This is a genomic window from Citrobacter koseri ATCC BAA-895 (assembly GCF_000018045.1).
Classification (GTDB): Bacteria; Pseudomonadota; Gammaproteobacteria; order Enterobacterales; family Enterobacteriaceae; genus Citrobacter_B; species Citrobacter_B koseri.
The window spans coordinates 2040242-2058013 of sequence record NC_009792.1 but is presented as its reverse complement, the minus strand read 5'-3'; the positions used below and the strand labels follow the sequence as shown (position 1 = coordinate 2058013).

Sequence of the window (17772 nt, the reverse complement as noted above, 5' to 3'; positions counted from 1 at the left end):
GAAAAGTAAAACCCCAGGTTCTGATGTTTGTTTATTCGTGTTGTTAATGGACAACGCAGAATTTGAATTAATCACTATTGTACATAAAGGAAAAATTGAAATGAGCAAAAGGACATTATTGAGTGTACTCATTGCGGGTGCCTGTGCGGTGCCGTTTATGGCGCAAGCAAATACATTGCAGGCCAGCAGCAGTGAGCCTTACACCATAAAAGCCAGCGATCTGGCGAAAAAGGAGCAGGAGCTGACAAATTTCCCGTTGATGGCTTCGGTGAAAGAGACGATCCAGACGCTGGATAATGCCCAGGTAGAACTCATTGAACCCGGTCGCGCCGCCAACCCGGAAAACGTCAAACGCGTTGAGGGGATCATCAAAGCCAGCGACTGGGAATATCTTTTCCCGCTGCGTGCTAAAGAATATACCTACAGCAATTTCCTGAAAGCAGTCGGCAAATTTCCGGCGCTGTGTAAGACCTATAACGATGGTCGCGACAGTGATGCGATTTGCCGCAAAGAGCTGGCAACGATGTTCGCCCACTTTGCGCAGGAAACCGGCGGCCATGAGAGCTGGCGTCCAGAGGCCGAATGGCGTCAGGCGCTGGTGTATGTGCGTGAAATGGGCTGGAGCGAAGGGCAGAAAGGCGGCTATAACGGTGAATGTAACCCGAGCGTCTGGCAGGGGCAAACCTGGCCTTGCGGCAAAGACAAAGATGGTGAATTCCTGAGTTACTTTGGCCGCGGTGCGAAACAGTTGTCCTATAACTACAACTACGGGCCGTTCTCCGAAGCGATGTATGGCGACGTTCGCACGCTGCTGGATAAACCGGAGCTGGTTGCCGATACCTGGCTGAACCTGGCGAGCGCTATTTTCTTCTTCGCCTACCCGCAGCCGCCGAAACCTAGCATGTTGCAGGTCATCGATGGCACCTGGCAGCCGAACGCGCACGATAAGGCTAACGGTCTGGTGCCCGGCTTTGGCGTCACCACCCAGATTATCAACGGCGGCGTTGAATGCGGCGGCCCGACGGAAATCGCGCAGTCGCAGAACCGTATCAAATACTACAAAGAGTTCGCTAACTACCTGAAAGTACCGGTTCCGGCAGATGAAGTGCTGGGCTGCGCCAACATGAAGCAGTTCGATGAAGGCGGCGCGGGCGCATTGAAGATCTACTGGGAACAAGATTGGGGATGGAGCTCGGATACGCCGGACGGCAAAACCTATGCCTGCCAACTGGTGGGTTATCAGACGCCATTCAGCGCGTTTAAAGAGGGGGATTACACGAAATGTGTACAGCATTTCTACAATGTGAACATCATTAATGATGACGGTTCTTCGACTAAACCGGATGAAGAGCCCGTAACGCCAACACCGGCTGATGATACGCCCGCACCTGCGCCAGTGCCGGATGAAACGCCAGCAGAGCCGACCACCGTTAACCATGCGCCGGTAGCCCATATCGCAGGGCCGATTGGCGCGGTAGATGCGGGGGCGCAGGTCTCTTTGAGCGCGGAGGGTTCGACTGACGAAGACGGCAACAAGCTGACCTACACCTGGCGTGCTCAGGATGGTCAGACCGTGTCTGGCGAAGACAAAGCGGTCGTAACCTTCGCCGCGCCGGAAGCGGCGACCGCTCAGCAGTACGAGGTGAGTCTGACCGTCAGTGATGGTGAGCTGAGCAGCACCACCTCTTATCTGCTCAACGTGAAAGCGAAAGCGGCAACGCCATCTCAGGACGACGGCGCTTCGGGTTCGTATCCGGCATGGAGCGCGAACAGCAAGTACAATGCGGGCGATATCGTGAATAACCACGGTAAGCTGTTCCAGTGCAAACCATTCCCGTATAGCGGCTGGTGTAATACGGCGCCGGCCTATTATGAACCCGGCGCGGGTCTGGCATGGTCTGACGCGTGGAGCGCGCTGTAATGACAATATAAAACGACAACGCCTGAAATGCCCGATGGCGCAGGTTTATCGGGCCTGCGGTGGGTGAGTCGTATCTATTGTGCCATCCGGTACAATAACAATCTGACGGCAACCTGATGGTTGCCGTTTTTTGTGTTCACTGTGCGCCGGTCAGCGCGGTAGCTTGCCGTGATCGCGCAGCCAGGCGGCGGTACGCTCAATGCCTTCATCCAGCGTGACGATGGGCTGATAGCCCAGTTCTTCCTGGGCGCGCGTGGTGTCCAGCGTAAAATCGAAATTCAGCTTGGAAACGCCGTAGTGCGTCAGCGTCGGCTCTTTCGCCGATTTATTGCCGAAACGCTCCATGCTGCGGGCGATCATATCCAGCATCGGATACGGAACCGAACGGATTCGACAATCAATGTTTAATTCATCAATCAGCTTCTGCACAATGCTGCGCAGCGTCCGGTGTTCACCGTTTGTGATGTTATAGACCCGACCAGAAGGCAGCTTGTCACTGCTTTCCTGGCTTGCCAGCCACATCGCGTGGACGGCATTTTCATAATAAGTCATATCCACCAGCGCGCTGCCGCCGTGCGGCAACAGAACGCTGCCGTAGTGGTGCATCATATGCGCCAGACGCGGAATAAAGACTTTATCGTGTGGGCCAAACAGGCTTTGCGGACGCAGGACGGTAAAACGCGTCTGCGGGTTGGCCTGCGCCAGCAGGTTAATCACCTCTTCACCGGCCGCTTTGCTGCGTGCAAATTCGTTGGCGAAGCGGTGCGGACGAAAATCCTCTTTGATATCGCGATGGTGGTGATAATCAAAATAGAGTGACGGAGAGGAGATATGAATAAAGTTACGTACGCCCCAGGCGACGGCCCATTCGCCGAGGCGTCGGGTGGCGCGAACGTTCGCCAGATCGAAGGCTTCCTGGGTTCCCCACGGCGAGGTGAAACTGGAGCAGTGCCACAGCGTATCAATGCCTGCGAGCATCACTTTTGCCTGCGAAGAGACCAGCTCGGTCAAATCCGCATGGACAAATTCCGCTCCCATTTTTTGCAGCAGCTTGCCCATCGCTTCATTGCGACCGGTAGCTCTGACGCTGATGCCTTTATTGCGCAAAAACTCAACCGCGTTTCGACCTAAGCCGCTGGTGGCGCCGGTAACCAGTACCTTCATATCAATCCACTGTGGTTAATAGAACTTCGTGCGCATTCTTCCGTGAATTACGTCGGTATGCAATGGGAAACATGAAAGAATACAGTATGTTTTTATGATTAATCTGTGATTTGTTCTGCAAGCCGGGCAATTCGCTTTGCCATGCCCCGGAAAATAAAGAGATGCGCCGGAATCATCAGCAGCCAGTAGAAAAGGCCGGGCATCCCGTGCGGGTGCCACCAGGCGCGCACGTCAATTTGCCGGTGATCGCCTTTATCTTCAAGGGTAAAGCTCAGACGGCCAAGGCCCGGCGCTTTCATGCCAAACAGTAAGGTCAGCTGCTTTTCCGGCTCGACAATGATGACTTTCCAGCTGTCCACCGTGTCGCCGGTCTGAAGAAGCGCGTGTTCAGGTCGGCCTTTTGCCAGTCGATGCCCCACCAGCAGATCCATTGCCGCACGCGTCTTCCAGAGAATATTGCCAAAGAAATAGCCTTCTTTGCCGCCGAGACGGTTGATCACCTGCCACAGGGCTTTCCGGCTGGCGGAGGTTTTAACCGTGAATCCGGCCTGTTTGGCAAAATAGCCATACTCTGGTCGCCAGCGGGCAAACGCCTGGGCGTCGTATCCCCAGTCGCTGGAGTTGACCAGTTTTTCTTCCTCCTTCAGCGTGCGACGCACGGCATCGTCAAAGGAGATGAGCGTCTGGGGGACCAACGCCCGCAGTTCGGTATCATCGGCCAGCAGGTCATGTTTCAGCCCCTGGATCAGCGCTTTTGCCGTGGTCGGTGGAACGGACGTAATGACATTTAAAAACCAGACTGAAATCCAGCGGGTCGGAAAAGGGATGGGGATCAGCAGGCGATGTTTGCCGCTGACGGCCATAAAGTGCTTGAACTGCTCCTGATAGCTTAAGACCTGCGGCCCGGCGGCTTCGAGAACCCGGTGCTCGCAGGCAGGGTGATCCAGCAACGCCACCAGATAGTGCAGCAAATTTTCCAGCGCGATGGGCGTGGTTCGGGAGCGCACCCAGCGAGGTGGCGTCAGCACCGGCAGGTTGTAGACCATATCGCGCATCACTTCGAAGGCGGCTGAACCTGCGCCGACGATAATGCCGGCGCGCAGTTCAGTCACCAGCACGCCGGATTCGCGCAGCGTCTCCGCAGTTAACTGCCGGGCGCGCAAATGGTCAGACTGCTCATGTTTCGGCGCCTGCAACGAGCTGAGGAATATGAGCTGTTTGACCGGTACTTCACGCAGCGCATCGCGCACGTTCATCGCAACCTGGCGCTCATGGGCAATAAAATCGCCGCCTTCGCCCATGCCATGCACCAGATAATAGACGGTGTCGACTTCGCGGAGCAGCGCGGGCAGATTATCCGGCCAGTTGAGATCGACTTTATGACAACTGACGTTAGCCAGTTGCTGTTTTTCCAGCCGTTCGATGCGACGTGCCGCCGCCAGAATCTGATGCCCTTGCGCGCTGAGCGCCCGCACCAGATGTTGACCAATGTAACCACTGGCGCCAAGAACCAAAATACGTTGCGGCACGTCCGTCTCCTTAGCGGGTTAAAAAGGCGCGCCAGTGGGCGGCGACTTCAGCAAGCTGTTCACGCGATACGTCCAGATGCGTCACCAGACGCACGATCGGCGACGCGTTGATCAGCACGTCATGTGCCTTCATGTATTCGCCCAGCGCCGCCGCGTTCTCTTCACCAACGCGGACAAACAGCATATTGGTGTCGTGACGCATAACATCCGCGCCAGCTTCACGCAGTTGCTCCGCCATCCAGGCCGCGTTGTCGTGATCGTCCTGTAAACGTGCGACGTTATTCTTCAACGCGTACAGCCCGGCAGCCGCCAGAATGCCCGCCTGACGCATACCGCCGCCGGTCATTTTGCGCCAGCGGATGGCGCGCTTAATGTAGTCCTGGTTGCCGACTAACAGTGAGCCTACCGGCGTCCCCAGACCTTTTGACAGGCAAATGGTGAATGAATCGCAGTATTGAGTAATGTCTTTCAGTTCGCAGCCGTAGGCGACGACCGCGTTAAAAATACGCGCGCCGTCAACGTGCAACGCCAGACCGCGCTCGCGGGTAAATTCCCACGCCTGTTTTAAATATTCGCGCGGCAGCACTTTACCGTTGTGGGTGTTTTCCAGACTGAGTAAGCGAGTGCGGGCAAAATGGATATCATCCGCCTTGATCTTCGCGGCGACCTTATCCAGCGGCAACGTACCGTCTGCGGCGGCATCAATGGGCTGCGGTTGAATGCTGCCCAGCACCGCCGCGCCGCCTGCCTCGTACAGATAGTTATGCGCGCCCTGACCGGCGATATACTCTTCGCCGCGTTCACAGTGGCTGAGCAGAGCGACCAGGTTAGCCTGAGTGCCGGTGGGTAAAAAAATCGCCGCGTCTTTGCCAGAAAGCTCAGCGGCGTATTGCTGGAGGGCGTTGACGGTTGGGTCATCTCCGTACACGTCGTCCCCGACCGGGGCGGCCATCATCTCTTCGAGCATGGCACGACTCGGCCGGGTAACGGTATCACTACGTAAATCGATCATTGCACATCCCTATAGTTTAAAAGGCGATGTGCATTGTTTTACCTTAGCCAGTTGGTTTTCGCCAGTTCGATCACTTCATCACCGCGCCCGCTGATGATCGCGCGCAGCATATACAGGCTAAACCCTTTGGCCTGCTCCAGTTTGATTTGCGGCGGAATGGCCAGTTCTTCTTTCGCCACGACCACATCGACCAGTACCGGACCGTCGATAGACAGCGCGCGTTGCAGCGCCTCGTCGACGTCGGCGGCTTTTTCAACGCGGAGCCCTGTAATGCCGCAGGCTTCAGCAATGCGGGCGAAGTTCGTGTCGTGCAGTTCGGTGCCGTCGGTGAGGTAGCCGCCCGCTTTCATCTCCATTGCCACAAAGCCCAGCACGCTGTTGTTGAAAACAACAATTTTTACCGGCAGCTTCATCTGTACGACAGAGAGGAAATCGCCCATTAGCATACTGAATCCCCCATCGCCGCACATGGCGATCACCTGACGGCCCGGTTCGGTGGCCTGGGCGCCTAACGCCTGCGGCATGGCATTGGCCATTGAACCGTGGTTAAACGATCCCAGCAGACGGCGCTTACCGTTCATTTTCAGATAACGCGCCGCCCATACGGTCGGCGTGCCGACGTCGCAGGTAAAGATGGCGTCATCTGCGGCGAAATGGCTGATCTGCTGCGCCAGATATTGTGGGTGAATCGCTTTCTCGCTCGGTTTGGCTAAATCATCCAGCCCTTTGCGCGCGTCGCGATAGTGCTCCAGCGCTTTATCAAGGAATTTACGATCGGTTTTTTCTTCCAGCATCGGCAATAACGCGGCGAGCGTGGAGCGAATATCGCCGACCAGCGCCATATCGACTTTACTGTGCGCGCCAATGCTTGCCGGGTTGATATCGATTTGAATGATTTTGGCGTCGGTCGGGTAAAAGGCGCGATAGGGAAACTGGGTGCCGAGCAGGATCAGGGTGTCAGCATTCATCATCGTATGGAAACCGGATGAGAAGCCGATCAATCCCGTCATGCCCACATCGTAAGGGTTATCGTACTCTACATGCTCTTTGCCGCGCAGCGCATGAACAATTGGCGCTTTAATTTTGGCGGCGAATTCCACCAGCTCTTTATGCGCGCCCGCGCAGCCGCTGCCGCACATCAGGGCGATATTGCTGGAGTAACGTAATAGCTGTGCCAGTTTTTTCAGCTCTTCTTCGGCCGGGGTCACGACCGGCAGCGGGGCATGATACCAGTGGGCGCTGGCGCTTTCCGGCGCCGGTTTCAGCGCAACGTCGCCCGGCAGCACCACGACGGAGACGCCACGGTTAAGCACCGCTTTACGCATGGCGATCGCCAGTACCTGCGGGATCTGCTCCGGGGTGGAAACCAGCTCGCAATAGTGGCTGCATTCGCGAAACAGCTCTTGTGGGTGGGTCTCCTGAAAGTAGCCGCTGCCGATTTCGCTGGAAGGAATGTGGGCGGCGATAGCCAGAACCGGGACGTGATTACGGTGGCAATCGAACAGACCGTTAATCAAATGCAGGTTGCCAGGCCCGCATGAACCCGCGCACACCGCCAGTTCACCGGTGAGTTGCGCTTCCGCGCCAGCAGCAAAGGCGGCGACCTCTTCATGGCGCGTCGACATCCAGTCAATTGTCCCCATCCGGTTCAGGCTGTCGCTCAGGCCGTTCAGGGAGTCGCCCGTCACGCCCCAGATACGTTTCACGCCAGCCTGTTCAAGTGTTTTTGCAATGTAAGCGGCAACGGTTTGTTTCATGGTTTTCCATCTCCTGTAATGTGATACCGGTTACAAGTTTAGATGAAGATAATCGTTACGCTTTGTCATCACCCCTTATTTTCAGCAGCTATATTTCAACCGACAGAACGCGTAATTTAATGGCAAACCAGCCGGAACCAGGAGTCAATTCAGATGGTTACAACGTTATTAAATGCAGTGAACCGTATGCTGACGCATGAAGATTTTGGCAAGTTTCTGTTACGCCTCGCAGTAGGGGGGCTGATGCTGTTTCACGGCCTGCATAAACTGTTCGACGGTATTGATGGCATTAGCAATATGCTGATTGCAAAAGGATTGCCCGGGTTTATCGCCTATGGCGTGCTGGTGGGCGAGGTGATTGCGCCTTGCCTGATTGTGCTGGGTATTCTTACGCGTCCTGCCGCGCTGGTACTGGCATTGACGATGGTGGTGGCGTGGTTAATGGTCGGCACCGGGAAAACCTGGCAACTGGATGCCGTCGGCGCATGGGCGATAGAAAGTTTAGTTTATTTCTTTATTGGCGCGCTGGCGGTGGCGTTTCTGGGGGCGGGGCGGTTCTCTGTTGCGGGAAATTCGGCCTGGCGGTGAAGAATTGCCGGATGGCGGCGTAAATGCCTTACCCGGCCTGCCGAAAGATGGCAGGCCGGATAAGCGAAGCGTCATCCGGCAATGGGAGCTTATGCCAGAACTAAATCGCCCTGCGGATGGCAGGAGCAGGCCAGCACATAACCGTCGGCGATTTCCGCATCGGTCAGCGTCATGGTGCTGCTGACCGTATATTCACCGGAAACCACTTTGGTTTTGCAGCAGCCGCATACGCCAGCACGACATGCCACAGTCACTGGAACTTTATTGCTTTCCAGCGCGTCCAGCAGCGTGGTGCCGACAGGCGCGTAAAACTCCTGCGCCGGTTGCAGTTTGGTGAACTTCAGACCCTCCGTTGCCGCTTCGGCAACTGGTGTAAAGAACTTCTCTTTAAAGAAGCGCGTTACGCCGAGCGCTTTCACTTCCTGCTCAACCATGTCCATATACGGCGCCGGGCCGCAGGTCATGACGGTGCGCGATGCCAGATCCGGCACGTTTTTCAGTAATTCAGTGGTCAGGCGACCAGCCACGAAACCGTGGGTCGCATTGTTCTCCGCCACCAGCGTGACCGGGTACTGACGCCATTCCTCAGCGAAAATCACATCCTGCGGCGAACGCACGTTGAAGATCACCTGCACATCTGCCTGCGGGCGGTATTTTGCCAGCCAACGACGCATCGACATAATTGGCGTGACGCCGCAACCGGCCGCCAGCATCAGGAACTTGTCTTCGGCTTTGTCTTCACAGATAAAGTCGCCCATCGCATCGGACAGCCAGATATAGTCGCCGCGTTTCACCTCGCGGGTTAACCACTGTGAACCTGCGCCTTCATCAATGCGACGGATCGTCAGCGTAATGTACTCGCTCACGCCCGGCGTGGACGAAATGGTGTAGGCCCGCAGCGTATCCGCAGAGTTGCGAACGCTGACCAGCGCATACTGACCGGCACGGTACGGATAGTGATCGTGACACAGTAATGAGAGAGTCCACACATCCGGGGTTTCCTGATGGATGTGATGTACCTGCATCCGCCACGGACACTGAGTGGTTGGCATCGTCATTCTAAAACTCCTTACGCGCTCAACAGTTGCTGCATATCTTCTTCAACGGTGGTGACCTGACGCAGGCCAAATTTCTCGTTGAGGACAGCCAGCAGATCCGGGGTGAAGAAACCTGGCGCAGTCGGCCCGGTCACGATGTTTTTCACGCCCAGAGACAACAGCGTCAGCAGGATGACGATCGCTTTCTGTTCGAACCAGGAGAGCACCAGAGACAGCGGCAGGTCGTTCACGCCACAGCCCAGTTTTTCTGCCAGCGTGACGGCCAGAATGATGGCGGAGTAAGCGTCGTTACACTGACCGGCGTCAACCAGACGCGGCAGACCTTCGATGTCGCCGAATTCCAGTTTGTTGAAGCGGTATTTACCACAGGCCAGCGTCAGAATCAGGCAGTCATCCGGTACGCTGGTCGCGAAATCGGTGAAGTAGTTACGTTCGCCACGCGCGCCGTCACAGCCGCCCACCAGGAAGATGTGACGCAGTTTTTCGCGGCTGACCAGGTCGATCAGGCTGTCTGCTGCGCCCAGCAGCGTCTGGCGACCGAAACCAACGGTGATCAGATGCGGGATTTCGCTGTACGGGAAGCCTGCCATCTGCTGCGCCTGAGCGATAACCGGAGAGAAATCTTCGCCTTCCAGGTGGTTTACGCCCGGCCAACCGACGATGCTGCGCGTCCAGATACGGTCGTCATATGCGCCAACGGTCGGGTCGATGATGCAGTTAGAGGTCATCACGATAGGGCCAGGGAAGCGGGCGAATTCAACCTGCTGGTTCTGCCAGCCGCTGCCGTAGTTACCGACCAGGTGTTTGAATTTACGCAGTTCCGGGTAACCGTGCGCGGGCAGCATTTCACCGTGGGTATAGACGTTCACGCCAGTCCCTTCGGTCTGCTCCAGCAGGTTGTACAGATCTTTCAGGTCGTGACCGGAGATCAGGATGCACTTACCTTCAACCGCTTTCACGTTAACCTGAGTCGGGGTCGGGTGGCCGTATTTGGTGGTTTCACCGGCATCCAGGATGCTCATCACTTTGAAGTTCATCTGGCCGATTTCCATAGAACATTCCAGCAGAGCGTTCATATCGGAAGGCCAGGTGCCCAGCCACGCCATGATTTTGTGGTACTGCGCGTAGATGTCGTTGTCATACTGACCCAGAACGTGGGCGTGCTCCATGTACGCTGCCGCACCTTTCAGGCCATACAGGCAAAGCAGACGCAGGCCGAGGATGTTCTCGCCAATAGCGGCTTTGTCTTTGTTCGGGGTGAACTCGGCGGCCTGACGTTGCAAATCGCCCAGATCGTCGCTGACCAGTTGCAGGTCGGCCATCGGGTTGTTTACCGTGGCGCTTGCATCGATGTTCTGGCACTGCGCTTTCAGCGATTCGCGCAGGGCGATCGCTTCACGGGCATAGCCGACGATACGCGGAGAATCGAAGTTAACGTTGGTCAGAGTAGAGAAAAATGCACGCGGGGCAAAGTTGTCAACGTCATGATCGATGATGCCATATTCACGGGCTTTAGCAGCCCATGCAGACAGACCTTGCAGGGACGCAATCAGCAGATCCTGGAGATCGGACGTTTCCGCTGTTTTACCGCACATACCCTGCGCGTAGGAGCAGCCGTTCCCCGCCGGAGTACGGATGGTTTGTTCACATTGCACACAAAACATGGTCACACCTTTTTTAAAGTTATATTTAATATACATGTTTAAGGTTATGCCTGCGCGCAAAGGGATAAAAGTGATTTCTTACATAATTTACAGGGAGATTGATTTAGCGCAATTTTGGCGGCAGGGTTCTACCGCCAGGGAGGTATCAGGCTGAGAAAAAGGCCATCAGGATCGGCACCAGCAGGCTGAGGATAAAACCGTGAACGATGGCGGCAGGCACCATCTCCAGACCGCCTGTACGCTGAAGCACCGGCAACGTGAAGTCCATCGACGTGGCGCCGCATAACCCTAACGCGGTGGAGCGACTGCGACGAACCAGACCGGGGATCAGCATAATCGCTATCAGCTCGCGCGCCAGATCGTTAAAGAAAGCGGCGCTGCCAATTACCGGGCCGAACGATTCGGTCAATAAAATGCCGGACAGGGAATACCAGCCGAAACCCGATGCCATTGCCAGCGCGGTTTTGATCGGCAGGCCGAGAATGAGCGCATTGATAACCCCGCCGAGCATAGAGCTGGCGACCACCACCACGGCGACAATCATCCCCCGGCGATTCAGCACAATCTGTTTTAAGGTCATGCCATTGTTTCGCAACTGGATGCCGATCAGGAATAATAAGAAGATCAGCGTATATTCGCTGGCTTCCGTAGCGTGTTTGAGAAATGCCAGCCCGCTGAGGCCAAGCAGAAAACCCAGCACCACGACGCCGCATAATTTAAGTGACTCAAGCGCCATCGCGATACGTGAAGGTAATTTCTCCTGCTGGTGGTTGTGTCGCCACGGTAGCGAACGTTCCAGCCAGAATAATGCCGCGATGTTGCACAGCAAAATAACGGTAATACTGACAGCGGAATAATGAAAAATAGCGAGCAAATTACTGGCGAGATTATCCAGGAACGCCAGGCTGATCCCCATAAAAAAGAGAATGACGTAGACAATCCAGCTTAACAGCCGGTTGATCAGTTTTAATGCGGCCTGATGCTGAAGTGGAATGAGGTAGCCCACAATCAGTGGAACCAAAATGATTAAAAGTCCTGAAAACATGAACAACCGGGTCCTTTATATGCGAGACAGCGCAATGACACTACCCAATAAAGGCGGTCAGGTAAAGGAGCAAAAAAAAGCCGGGTGGCGCTAACGCTTACCCGGCCTGCTTATTGTACTGTATCGCAGGTCGGGTAAGGCGTAGTCGCCACCCGACACCACGGACTTCACTCAATTAATCGCGTTTTTCAAGCAGCGTGCGGTACAGCACGCCACCCAGAATACCGCCGATAATCGGCATCACCCAGAACAGCCACAGTTGTTGTAATGCCCAACCGCCCTGGAAGATCGCAACCGCGGTGCTGCGCGCCGGGTTCACAGAGGTGTTGGTGACCGGAATACTGATCAGGTGAATCAGGGTTAACGCCAGACCAATGGCGATCGGGGCAAAACCCGCCGGGGCGTGTTTGTCCGTCGCGCCATGAATGACCAGCAGGAAACCGGCGGTCAGCACGATTTCAATGACGATGGCGGAAAGCATGGAATAACCGCCAGGGGAATGTTCGCCGTAACCGTTAGAGGCAAAACCGCTGGCAGCGGCATCAAAGCCTGCTTTACCGCTGGCAATCAGATACAGCACCGCCGCAGCAATAATACCGCCGACAACCTGAGCGATAATATAGCCAATGACCTCTTTTGCCGGAAAACGACCGCCAGCCCATAAACCTAATGTCACTGCCGGGTTAAAATGTCCGCCGGAAATATGACCTACGGCGAATGCCATTGTCAGTACGGTCAGACCAAAAGCCAGCGCGACACCCGCAAAACCAATTCCCAGTTCAGGGAATGCCGCAGCCAGAACGGCGCTTCCGCAGCCACCGAAAACGAGCCAGAATGTACCGAAACATTCGGCTGCTAATTTTCTAAACATAACCACCTCAAATAATAAAATTAACCACATTGAATATGCGGCTGTTTTTTTATCGTCATAAAAGGGTGACGACATAATGCAGGAAACTGTATTTTAAGAACGAACGTCACCCAATCACCAGTTAAAAAAATTCAGTTAGTTTGATTTAGGGCAATGTGGTGTGAGTCCTTGTTCTGATTTGTCTTAATAAAGAGTGTAGTGCACGGACTTAATGCTGCAATTATCACGCCATGCAACGGATTTTGTCGTTATACTGCGGAAAGGATAAGTTGTTCATTTCTGGAGGATACATGATTCTCGAACGCGTTGAGATTGTGGGTTTTCGCGGGATCAATCGATTATCGTTGATGCTGGAGCAAAACAACGTGCTGATTGGGGAGAACGCGTGGGGGAAATCCAGCCTGCTGGATGCCTTAACTCTGCTGCTGTCGCCAGAATCGGAACTGTATCATTTCATCCGCGAGGATTTCTGGTTTCCCCCCGGAGATCTTCAGGGACGTGAACATCATCTGCATATTATCCTCACTTTCCGTGAATCTCAGCCGGGCCGCCATCGGGTGCGTCGATACCGCCCGCTGGAGGCATGCTGGTCTCCCTGTCAGGATGGTTTTCACCGTATTTTCTACCGTCTGGAGGGGGAGAGCGCGGCAGATGGCAGCGTGATGACGCTGCGCAGCTTCCTTGATGGCGACGGCCACCCGCTGCCGGTCGATGATATTAATCGCCAGGCACACCATCTCATTCGTTTGATGCCGGTACTGCGCCTGCGCGATGCGCGCTTTATGCGACGCATCCGTAACGGTACGGTGCCCGATGTTCCCGATGTTGAAGTTACCGCCTGCCAGTTGGACTTTCTGGCGCGAGAGCTGGCGACCCGTCCGCAGAATTTAACGGACGGGCAGATCCGCCAGGGGCTTTCGGCGATGGTACAGCTGCTGGAGCACTACTTTTCCGAGCAAGGCGCGGGGCAATCCCGTCATCGGTTGATGCGTCGCCGTTCGAACAACGAACAGCGTAGCTGGCGCTATCTGGACATTATTAACCGGATGATCGACAAACCCGGCGGCCGCACGCATCGCGTGATCCTGCTGGGGCTGTTTTCCACGCTGTTACAGGCGAAAGGGACGCTGCGGCTGGATAAAGATGCCCGACCATTATTATTGGTTGAAGACCCGGAAACGCGTCTGCATCCGATTATGCTGTCGGTGGCATGGCAGTTGTTGAATCTTTTACCGCTGCAACGTGTGGCAACGACCAATTCCGGCGAGCTGCTGTCGCTGACGCCTGTGGAGCACGTTGTCCGTCTGGTGCGTGAATCTTCACGGGTCGCAGCCTGGCGACTGGGGCCTGGCGGGCTGAGCGCGGAAGATGGTCGCCGCATCGCCTTTCATATTCGTTTTAACCGGGCCTCGTCGCTGTTTTCCCGCTGCTGGCTGCTGGTGGAAGGCGAAACGGAAACCTGGGTTATCAACGAACTGGCGCGCCAGTGTGGGCACCACTTCGATGCCGAAGGGATTAAAGTGATCGAATTCGCCCAGTCAGGCCTGAGACCGCTGGTAAAATTCGCCCGCCGGATGGGGATTGAGTGGCATGTGCTGGTGGATGGCGACGAAGCCGGGAAAAAATATGCCGCAACGGTGCGCGGTTTGCTGAATAACGACCGGGAAGAAGAGCGTGAGCACCTGACGGCATTGCCTGCTCTGGATATGGAACATTTTATGTATCGGTCAGGATTTGCTGATGTCTTTCATCGGGTGGCGCAAATACCGGAAAACGTCCCGATGAATATGCGGAAAATTATTTCGAAGGCGATCCACCGTTCGTCAAAGCCTGACTTAGCCATTGAAGTGGCGATGGAGGCAGGGCGACGCGGCGTTGACGCGGTGCCGACGCTGTTCAAAAAAATGTTCTCCCGCGTACTCTGGCTGGCGCGCGGGAGAGCGGATTAACGGCGAAACAGCCGCGACATCTGTGGCGGAATGCAGCCCAGCAATGGATAGCGACGGCGATATTCGGCGCGTTTTTCAGTGTTTGTTTATTTACCGTTAAGGTTTATCTTCCCACTCTGGTGGATATCTCGGGGAATGTTGGATCGTTATGAAACTCAAGGGAAAAATGAAAAAGCGCTATATTCTCATCGCCCTCATTATCATCGTGGCGATGTTTACGCTCTGGCGAACGTTAAATGCGCCGCTACCCCACTATCAAACGCTGATTGTCCGTCCGGGCGACCTCCAGCAGAGCGTGCTGGCGACGGGGAAACTGGATGCGCTGCGCAAAGTGGATGTCGGGGCGCAGGTCAGCGGCCAGCTTAAAACGCTGTCGGTCGCAATTGGCGACAAGGTGAAAAAAGATCAGCTGCTTGGCGTTATCGATCCTGAACAGGCGGAAAACCAGATCAAAGAGGTGGAAGCCACGCTGATGGAATTACGCGCTCAGCGCCGACAGGCTGAAGCCGAGTGGAAACTGGCGCGCGTCACCCTGTCACGCCAGCAACAGCTGGCGAAAACCCAGGCGATTTCGCGACAGGAACTGGATACGGCCGCGACGGAAATGGCCGTCAAACAGGCGCAAATCGGCACGATTGACGCGCAGATTAAACGTAATCAGGCTTCTCTTGATACGGCAAAAACCAACCTGGATTACACCCGCATTGTCGCCCCGATGGCAGGCGAGGTGACGCAAATCACCACCTTGCAGGGACAGACGGTGATTGCCGCTCAACAGGCGCCAAATATCCTGACGCTGGCGGATATGAGCACCATGCTGGTGAAGGCGCAGGTTTCCGAAGCGGACGTTATTCACCTGCGTCCCGGACAAAAAGCCTGGTTTACCGTGCTGGGCGACCCTCAGACCCGCTATGAAGGCGCGCTGAAAGATGTCCTGCCCACGCCTGAAAAAGTGAACGACGCTATTTTCTATTATGCGCGTTTTGAAGTTCCTAACCCGAAAGGGATTTTGCGCCTGGACATGACCGCACAGGTGCATATTCAGCTCACAGACATTAAAAACGTGCTGACGATTCCGCTGGCGGCGCTTGGCGACCCGGTCGGCAATAACCGCTACAAAGTCACGCTGTTGCGTAACGGCGAAACCCGTGAGCGCGAGGTGTCGATTGGCGCGCGTAACGATACCGACGTGGAGATCGTCAAGGGACTGGAAGAGGGCGATGAGGTGGTGATCAGCGAGAGCAAACCTGGAGCCGCGCAATGACGGCATTGCTTGAGCTGAGCAATATTCGCCGCAGTTATCCGTCAGGTGAAGAACAGGTCGAGGTGCTGAAGGGCATCTCCCTGCAAATTCATGCCGGAGAGATGGTGGCGATTGTCGGCGCGTCCGGCTCCGGTAAATCGACCCTGATGAATATCCTCGGCTGTCTGGATAAACCCACCAGCGGCACCTATCGGATTGCGGGGCGGGATGTCTCCACGCTCGACAGCGACGCGCTGGCGCAACTTCGCCGCGAACATTTTGGTTTTATCTTCCAGCGTTATCATTTGCTCTCACATCTGACGGCGGCGCAAAACGTTGAGGTACCCGCCGTTTATGCCGGTACGGAGCGCAAACGACGGCTGGAGCGGGCCGAAGAGTTGCTGCAACGGCTGGGGCTGGGCGATCGGGTGGATTATCAGCCTTCGCAGCTCTCCGGCGGGCAACAGCAGCGGGTGAGTATTGCGCGCGCGCTGATGAACGGCGGGCAGGTGATCCTCGCCGATGAACCGACGGGGGCGCTCGACAGCCATTCCGGTGATGAAGTGATGGCGATTCTGCATCAACTGCGCGATCGGGGGCATACGGTCATTATCGTGACCCACGATCCGCAGGTTGCCGCTCAGGCCGAACGGGTGATTGAAATCCACGATGGCGAGATCGTGCGTAATCCGCCGTCGCAGAAAACGCAAGCGGGGCAAGGCATCGCAGAGCCCGTCGTCAAAACGGCCTCCGGCTGGAGCCAGTTTGTCAGCGGATTTCGTGAGGCGCTCACGATGGCGTGGCTGGCGATGGCCGCCAATAAAATGCGCACCTTGCTCACCATGCTGGGGATTATTATCGGGATTGCGTCGGTGGTGTCGATCGTGGTGGTCGGCGATGCGGCAAAACAGATGGTGCTGGCGGACATTCGCGCCATTGGCACCAATACTATCGATATTTACCCCGGTAAAGACTTCGGCGACGACGATCCGCAATATCAGCAGGCGCTGAAATATGACGATCTGAACGTGATTCAGAAGCAGCCGTGGGTAACGTCCGCGACGCCTGCCGTATCGCAAAATCTGCGGCTTCGCTACGGCAACATCGACGTGGCCGCCAGCGCCAATGGCGTCAGCGGCGACTATTTTAACGTCTACGGCATGACCTTTAGCGAGGGGAACACGTTCAACAGAGAGCAGTTGAATGGCCGGGCACAGGTGGTGGTGCTCGACAGCAACACGCGGCGTCAACTTTTCCCCAATAAAGCGAAAGTGGTGGGCGAAGTGATCCTGGTCGGTAATATGCCTGCAACGGTGATCGGCGTGGCCGAAGAGAAACAGTCTATGTTCGGCAGCAGTAAGATCCTCCGCGTCTGGCTGCCGTACAGCACGATGTCCGGGCGGGTGATGGGGCAGTCATGGCTGAACTCCATCACCGTTCGGGTGAAAGAGGGATTTGACAGCGCACAGGCTGAGCAGCAGCTTACCCGCCTGCTGACGCTGCGCCACGGGAAGAAGGATTTCTTTACCTGGAATATGGACGGCGTCTTGAAAACCGCCGAAAAGACCACACGTACTCTTCAACTGTTCCTGACGCTGGTTGCGGTGATCTCACTGGTGGTAGGGGGGATCGGCGTAATGAACATTATGCTGGTTTCCGTCACTGAACGAACCCGGGAGATTGGCATCCGTATGGCGGTAGGCGCGCGCGCCAGCGATGTGCTGCAACAGTTCTTAATTGAAGCGGTGCTGGTGTGTCTGGTCGGCGGCGCGTTGGGGATCGGGCTGTCGATGTTGATCGCCTTTACGCTACAGATGTTTTTACCCGGCTGGGAAATCGGCTTCTCGCCCGTTGCGCTCCTGACGGCGTTCTTGTGCTCGACGTTTACCGGGATACTGTTTGGCTGGTTGCCCGCACGTAATGCGGCACGACTCGATCCGGTAGATGCGCTGGCGCGGGAGTGAATCTTGC

At 55.8% G+C, this 17772-nt stretch carries 13 protein-coding genes; 5 read left to right on the top strand and 8 right to left on the bottom strand.

What is annotated here, in order from left to right; all coding sequences use genetic code 11:
• The first annotated feature begins 100 nt into the window (after positions 1 to 100).
• Positions 101 to 1921: a glycoside hydrolase family 19 protein gene (locus CKO_RS09370; RefSeq protein ID WP_024130491.1), complete on the top strand. Its 1821-nt coding sequence runs from the start codon at positions 101 to 103 to the stop codon at positions 1919 to 1921.
• A gap of 150 nt (positions 1922 to 2071) precedes the next feature.
• Here the strand turns inward: CKO_RS09370 and CKO_RS09365 are convergent, their stop codons facing one another.
• The 4 genes from CKO_RS09365 to poxB all read right to left on the bottom strand — a co-directional run bounded on the left by CKO_RS09365 (position 2072) and on the right by poxB (position 7383).
• Complete coding sequence (locus tag CKO_RS09365; RefSeq protein ID WP_012133064.1) at positions 2072 to 3085, bottom strand: NAD-dependent epimerase/dehydratase family protein; 1014 nt, start codon at positions 3083 to 3085, stop codon at positions 2072 to 2074.
• 98 nt (positions 3086 to 3183) lie between these two features.
• Positions 3184 to 4614 carry an SDR family oxidoreductase gene (locus CKO_RS09360; RefSeq protein WP_012133062.1) on the bottom strand — a complete coding sequence of 477 codons (1431 nt, stop codon included), beginning with the start codon at positions 4612 to 4614 and terminating at the stop codon, positions 3184 to 3186.
• A gap of 10 nt (positions 4615 to 4624) precedes the next feature.
• Positions 4625 to 5626, bottom strand: a complete 1002-nt coding sequence (gene ltaE / locus CKO_RS09355) for a low-specificity L-threonine aldolase (protein ID WP_024130490.1) — start codon at positions 5624 to 5626, stop codon at positions 4625 to 4627.
• Between the two features lie 38 nt (positions 5627 to 5664).
• A complete protein-coding gene (gene poxB, locus CKO_RS09350; RefSeq protein ID WP_012133060.1) occupies positions 5665 to 7383 on the bottom strand; it encodes a ubiquinone-dependent pyruvate dehydrogenase in 1719 nt (572 codons plus the stop codon).
• A 153-nt stretch (positions 7384 to 7536) separates the two neighbouring features.
• Here poxB and CKO_RS09345 point away from each other — a divergent pair, with 153 nt between their 5' ends.
• On the top strand, positions 7537 to 7971 hold the full coding sequence (locus tag CKO_RS09345; protein ID WP_024130489.1) for a DoxX family protein: 435 nt from the start codon (positions 7537 to 7539) through the stop codon (positions 7969 to 7971).
• An 89-nt stretch (positions 7972 to 8060) separates the two neighbouring features.
• Here the strand turns inward: CKO_RS09345 and hcr are convergent, their stop codons facing one another.
• The 4 genes from hcr to aqpZ form a co-directional block, all read right to left on the bottom strand.
• The gene (gene hcr / locus CKO_RS09340; protein ID WP_024130488.1) at positions 8061 to 9029 is read right to left on the bottom strand and encodes an NADH oxidoreductase; all 969 of its coding nucleotides are present in this window, start codon (positions 9027 to 9029) and stop codon (positions 8061 to 8063) included.
• An 11-nt stretch (positions 9030 to 9040) separates the two neighbouring features.
• Positions 9041 to 10693: a hydroxylamine reductase gene (gene hcp, locus CKO_RS09335; protein ID WP_024130487.1), complete on the bottom strand. Its 1653-nt coding sequence runs from the start codon at positions 10691 to 10693 to the stop codon at positions 9041 to 9043.
• A 145-nt stretch (positions 10694 to 10838) separates the two neighbouring features.
• The gene (locus CKO_RS09330) at positions 10839 to 11738 is read right to left on the bottom strand and encodes a LysO family transporter (protein ID WP_012133055.1); all 900 of its coding nucleotides are present in this window, start codon (positions 11736 to 11738) and stop codon (positions 10839 to 10841) included.
• A gap of 175 nt (positions 11739 to 11913) precedes the next feature.
• Positions 11914 to 12609, bottom strand: coding sequence for an aquaporin Z (gene aqpZ, locus CKO_RS09325; RefSeq protein ID WP_024130486.1), 696 nt, complete (start codon positions 12607 to 12609; stop codon positions 11914 to 11916).
• A gap of 290 nt (positions 12610 to 12899) precedes the next feature.
• On the opposite strand from aqpZ, the gene CKO_RS09320 reads away from it, so the two are divergent.
• The 3 genes from CKO_RS09320 (at position 12900) to macB (ending at position 17765) form a co-directional block, all read left to right on the top strand.
• The gene (locus tag CKO_RS09320) at positions 12900 to 14558 is read left to right on the top strand and encodes an ATP-dependent endonuclease (RefSeq protein WP_024130485.1); all 1659 of its coding nucleotides are present in this window, start codon (positions 12900 to 12902) and stop codon (positions 14556 to 14558) included.
• A 166-nt stretch (positions 14559 to 14724) separates the two neighbouring features.
• Entirely contained in the window at positions 14725 to 15822 is a 1098-nt protein-coding gene (gene macA, locus CKO_RS09315) for a macrolide transporter subunit MacA (protein WP_370662145.1), read from the top strand.
• Entirely contained in the window at positions 15819 to 17765 is a 1947-nt protein-coding gene (macB, locus tag CKO_RS09310; protein WP_012133051.1) for a macrolide ABC transporter ATP-binding protein/permease MacB, read from the top strand. The genes macA and macB overlap by 4 nt, the downstream gene beginning before the upstream one ends.
• Positions 17766 to 17772: the final 7 nt, after the last annotated feature.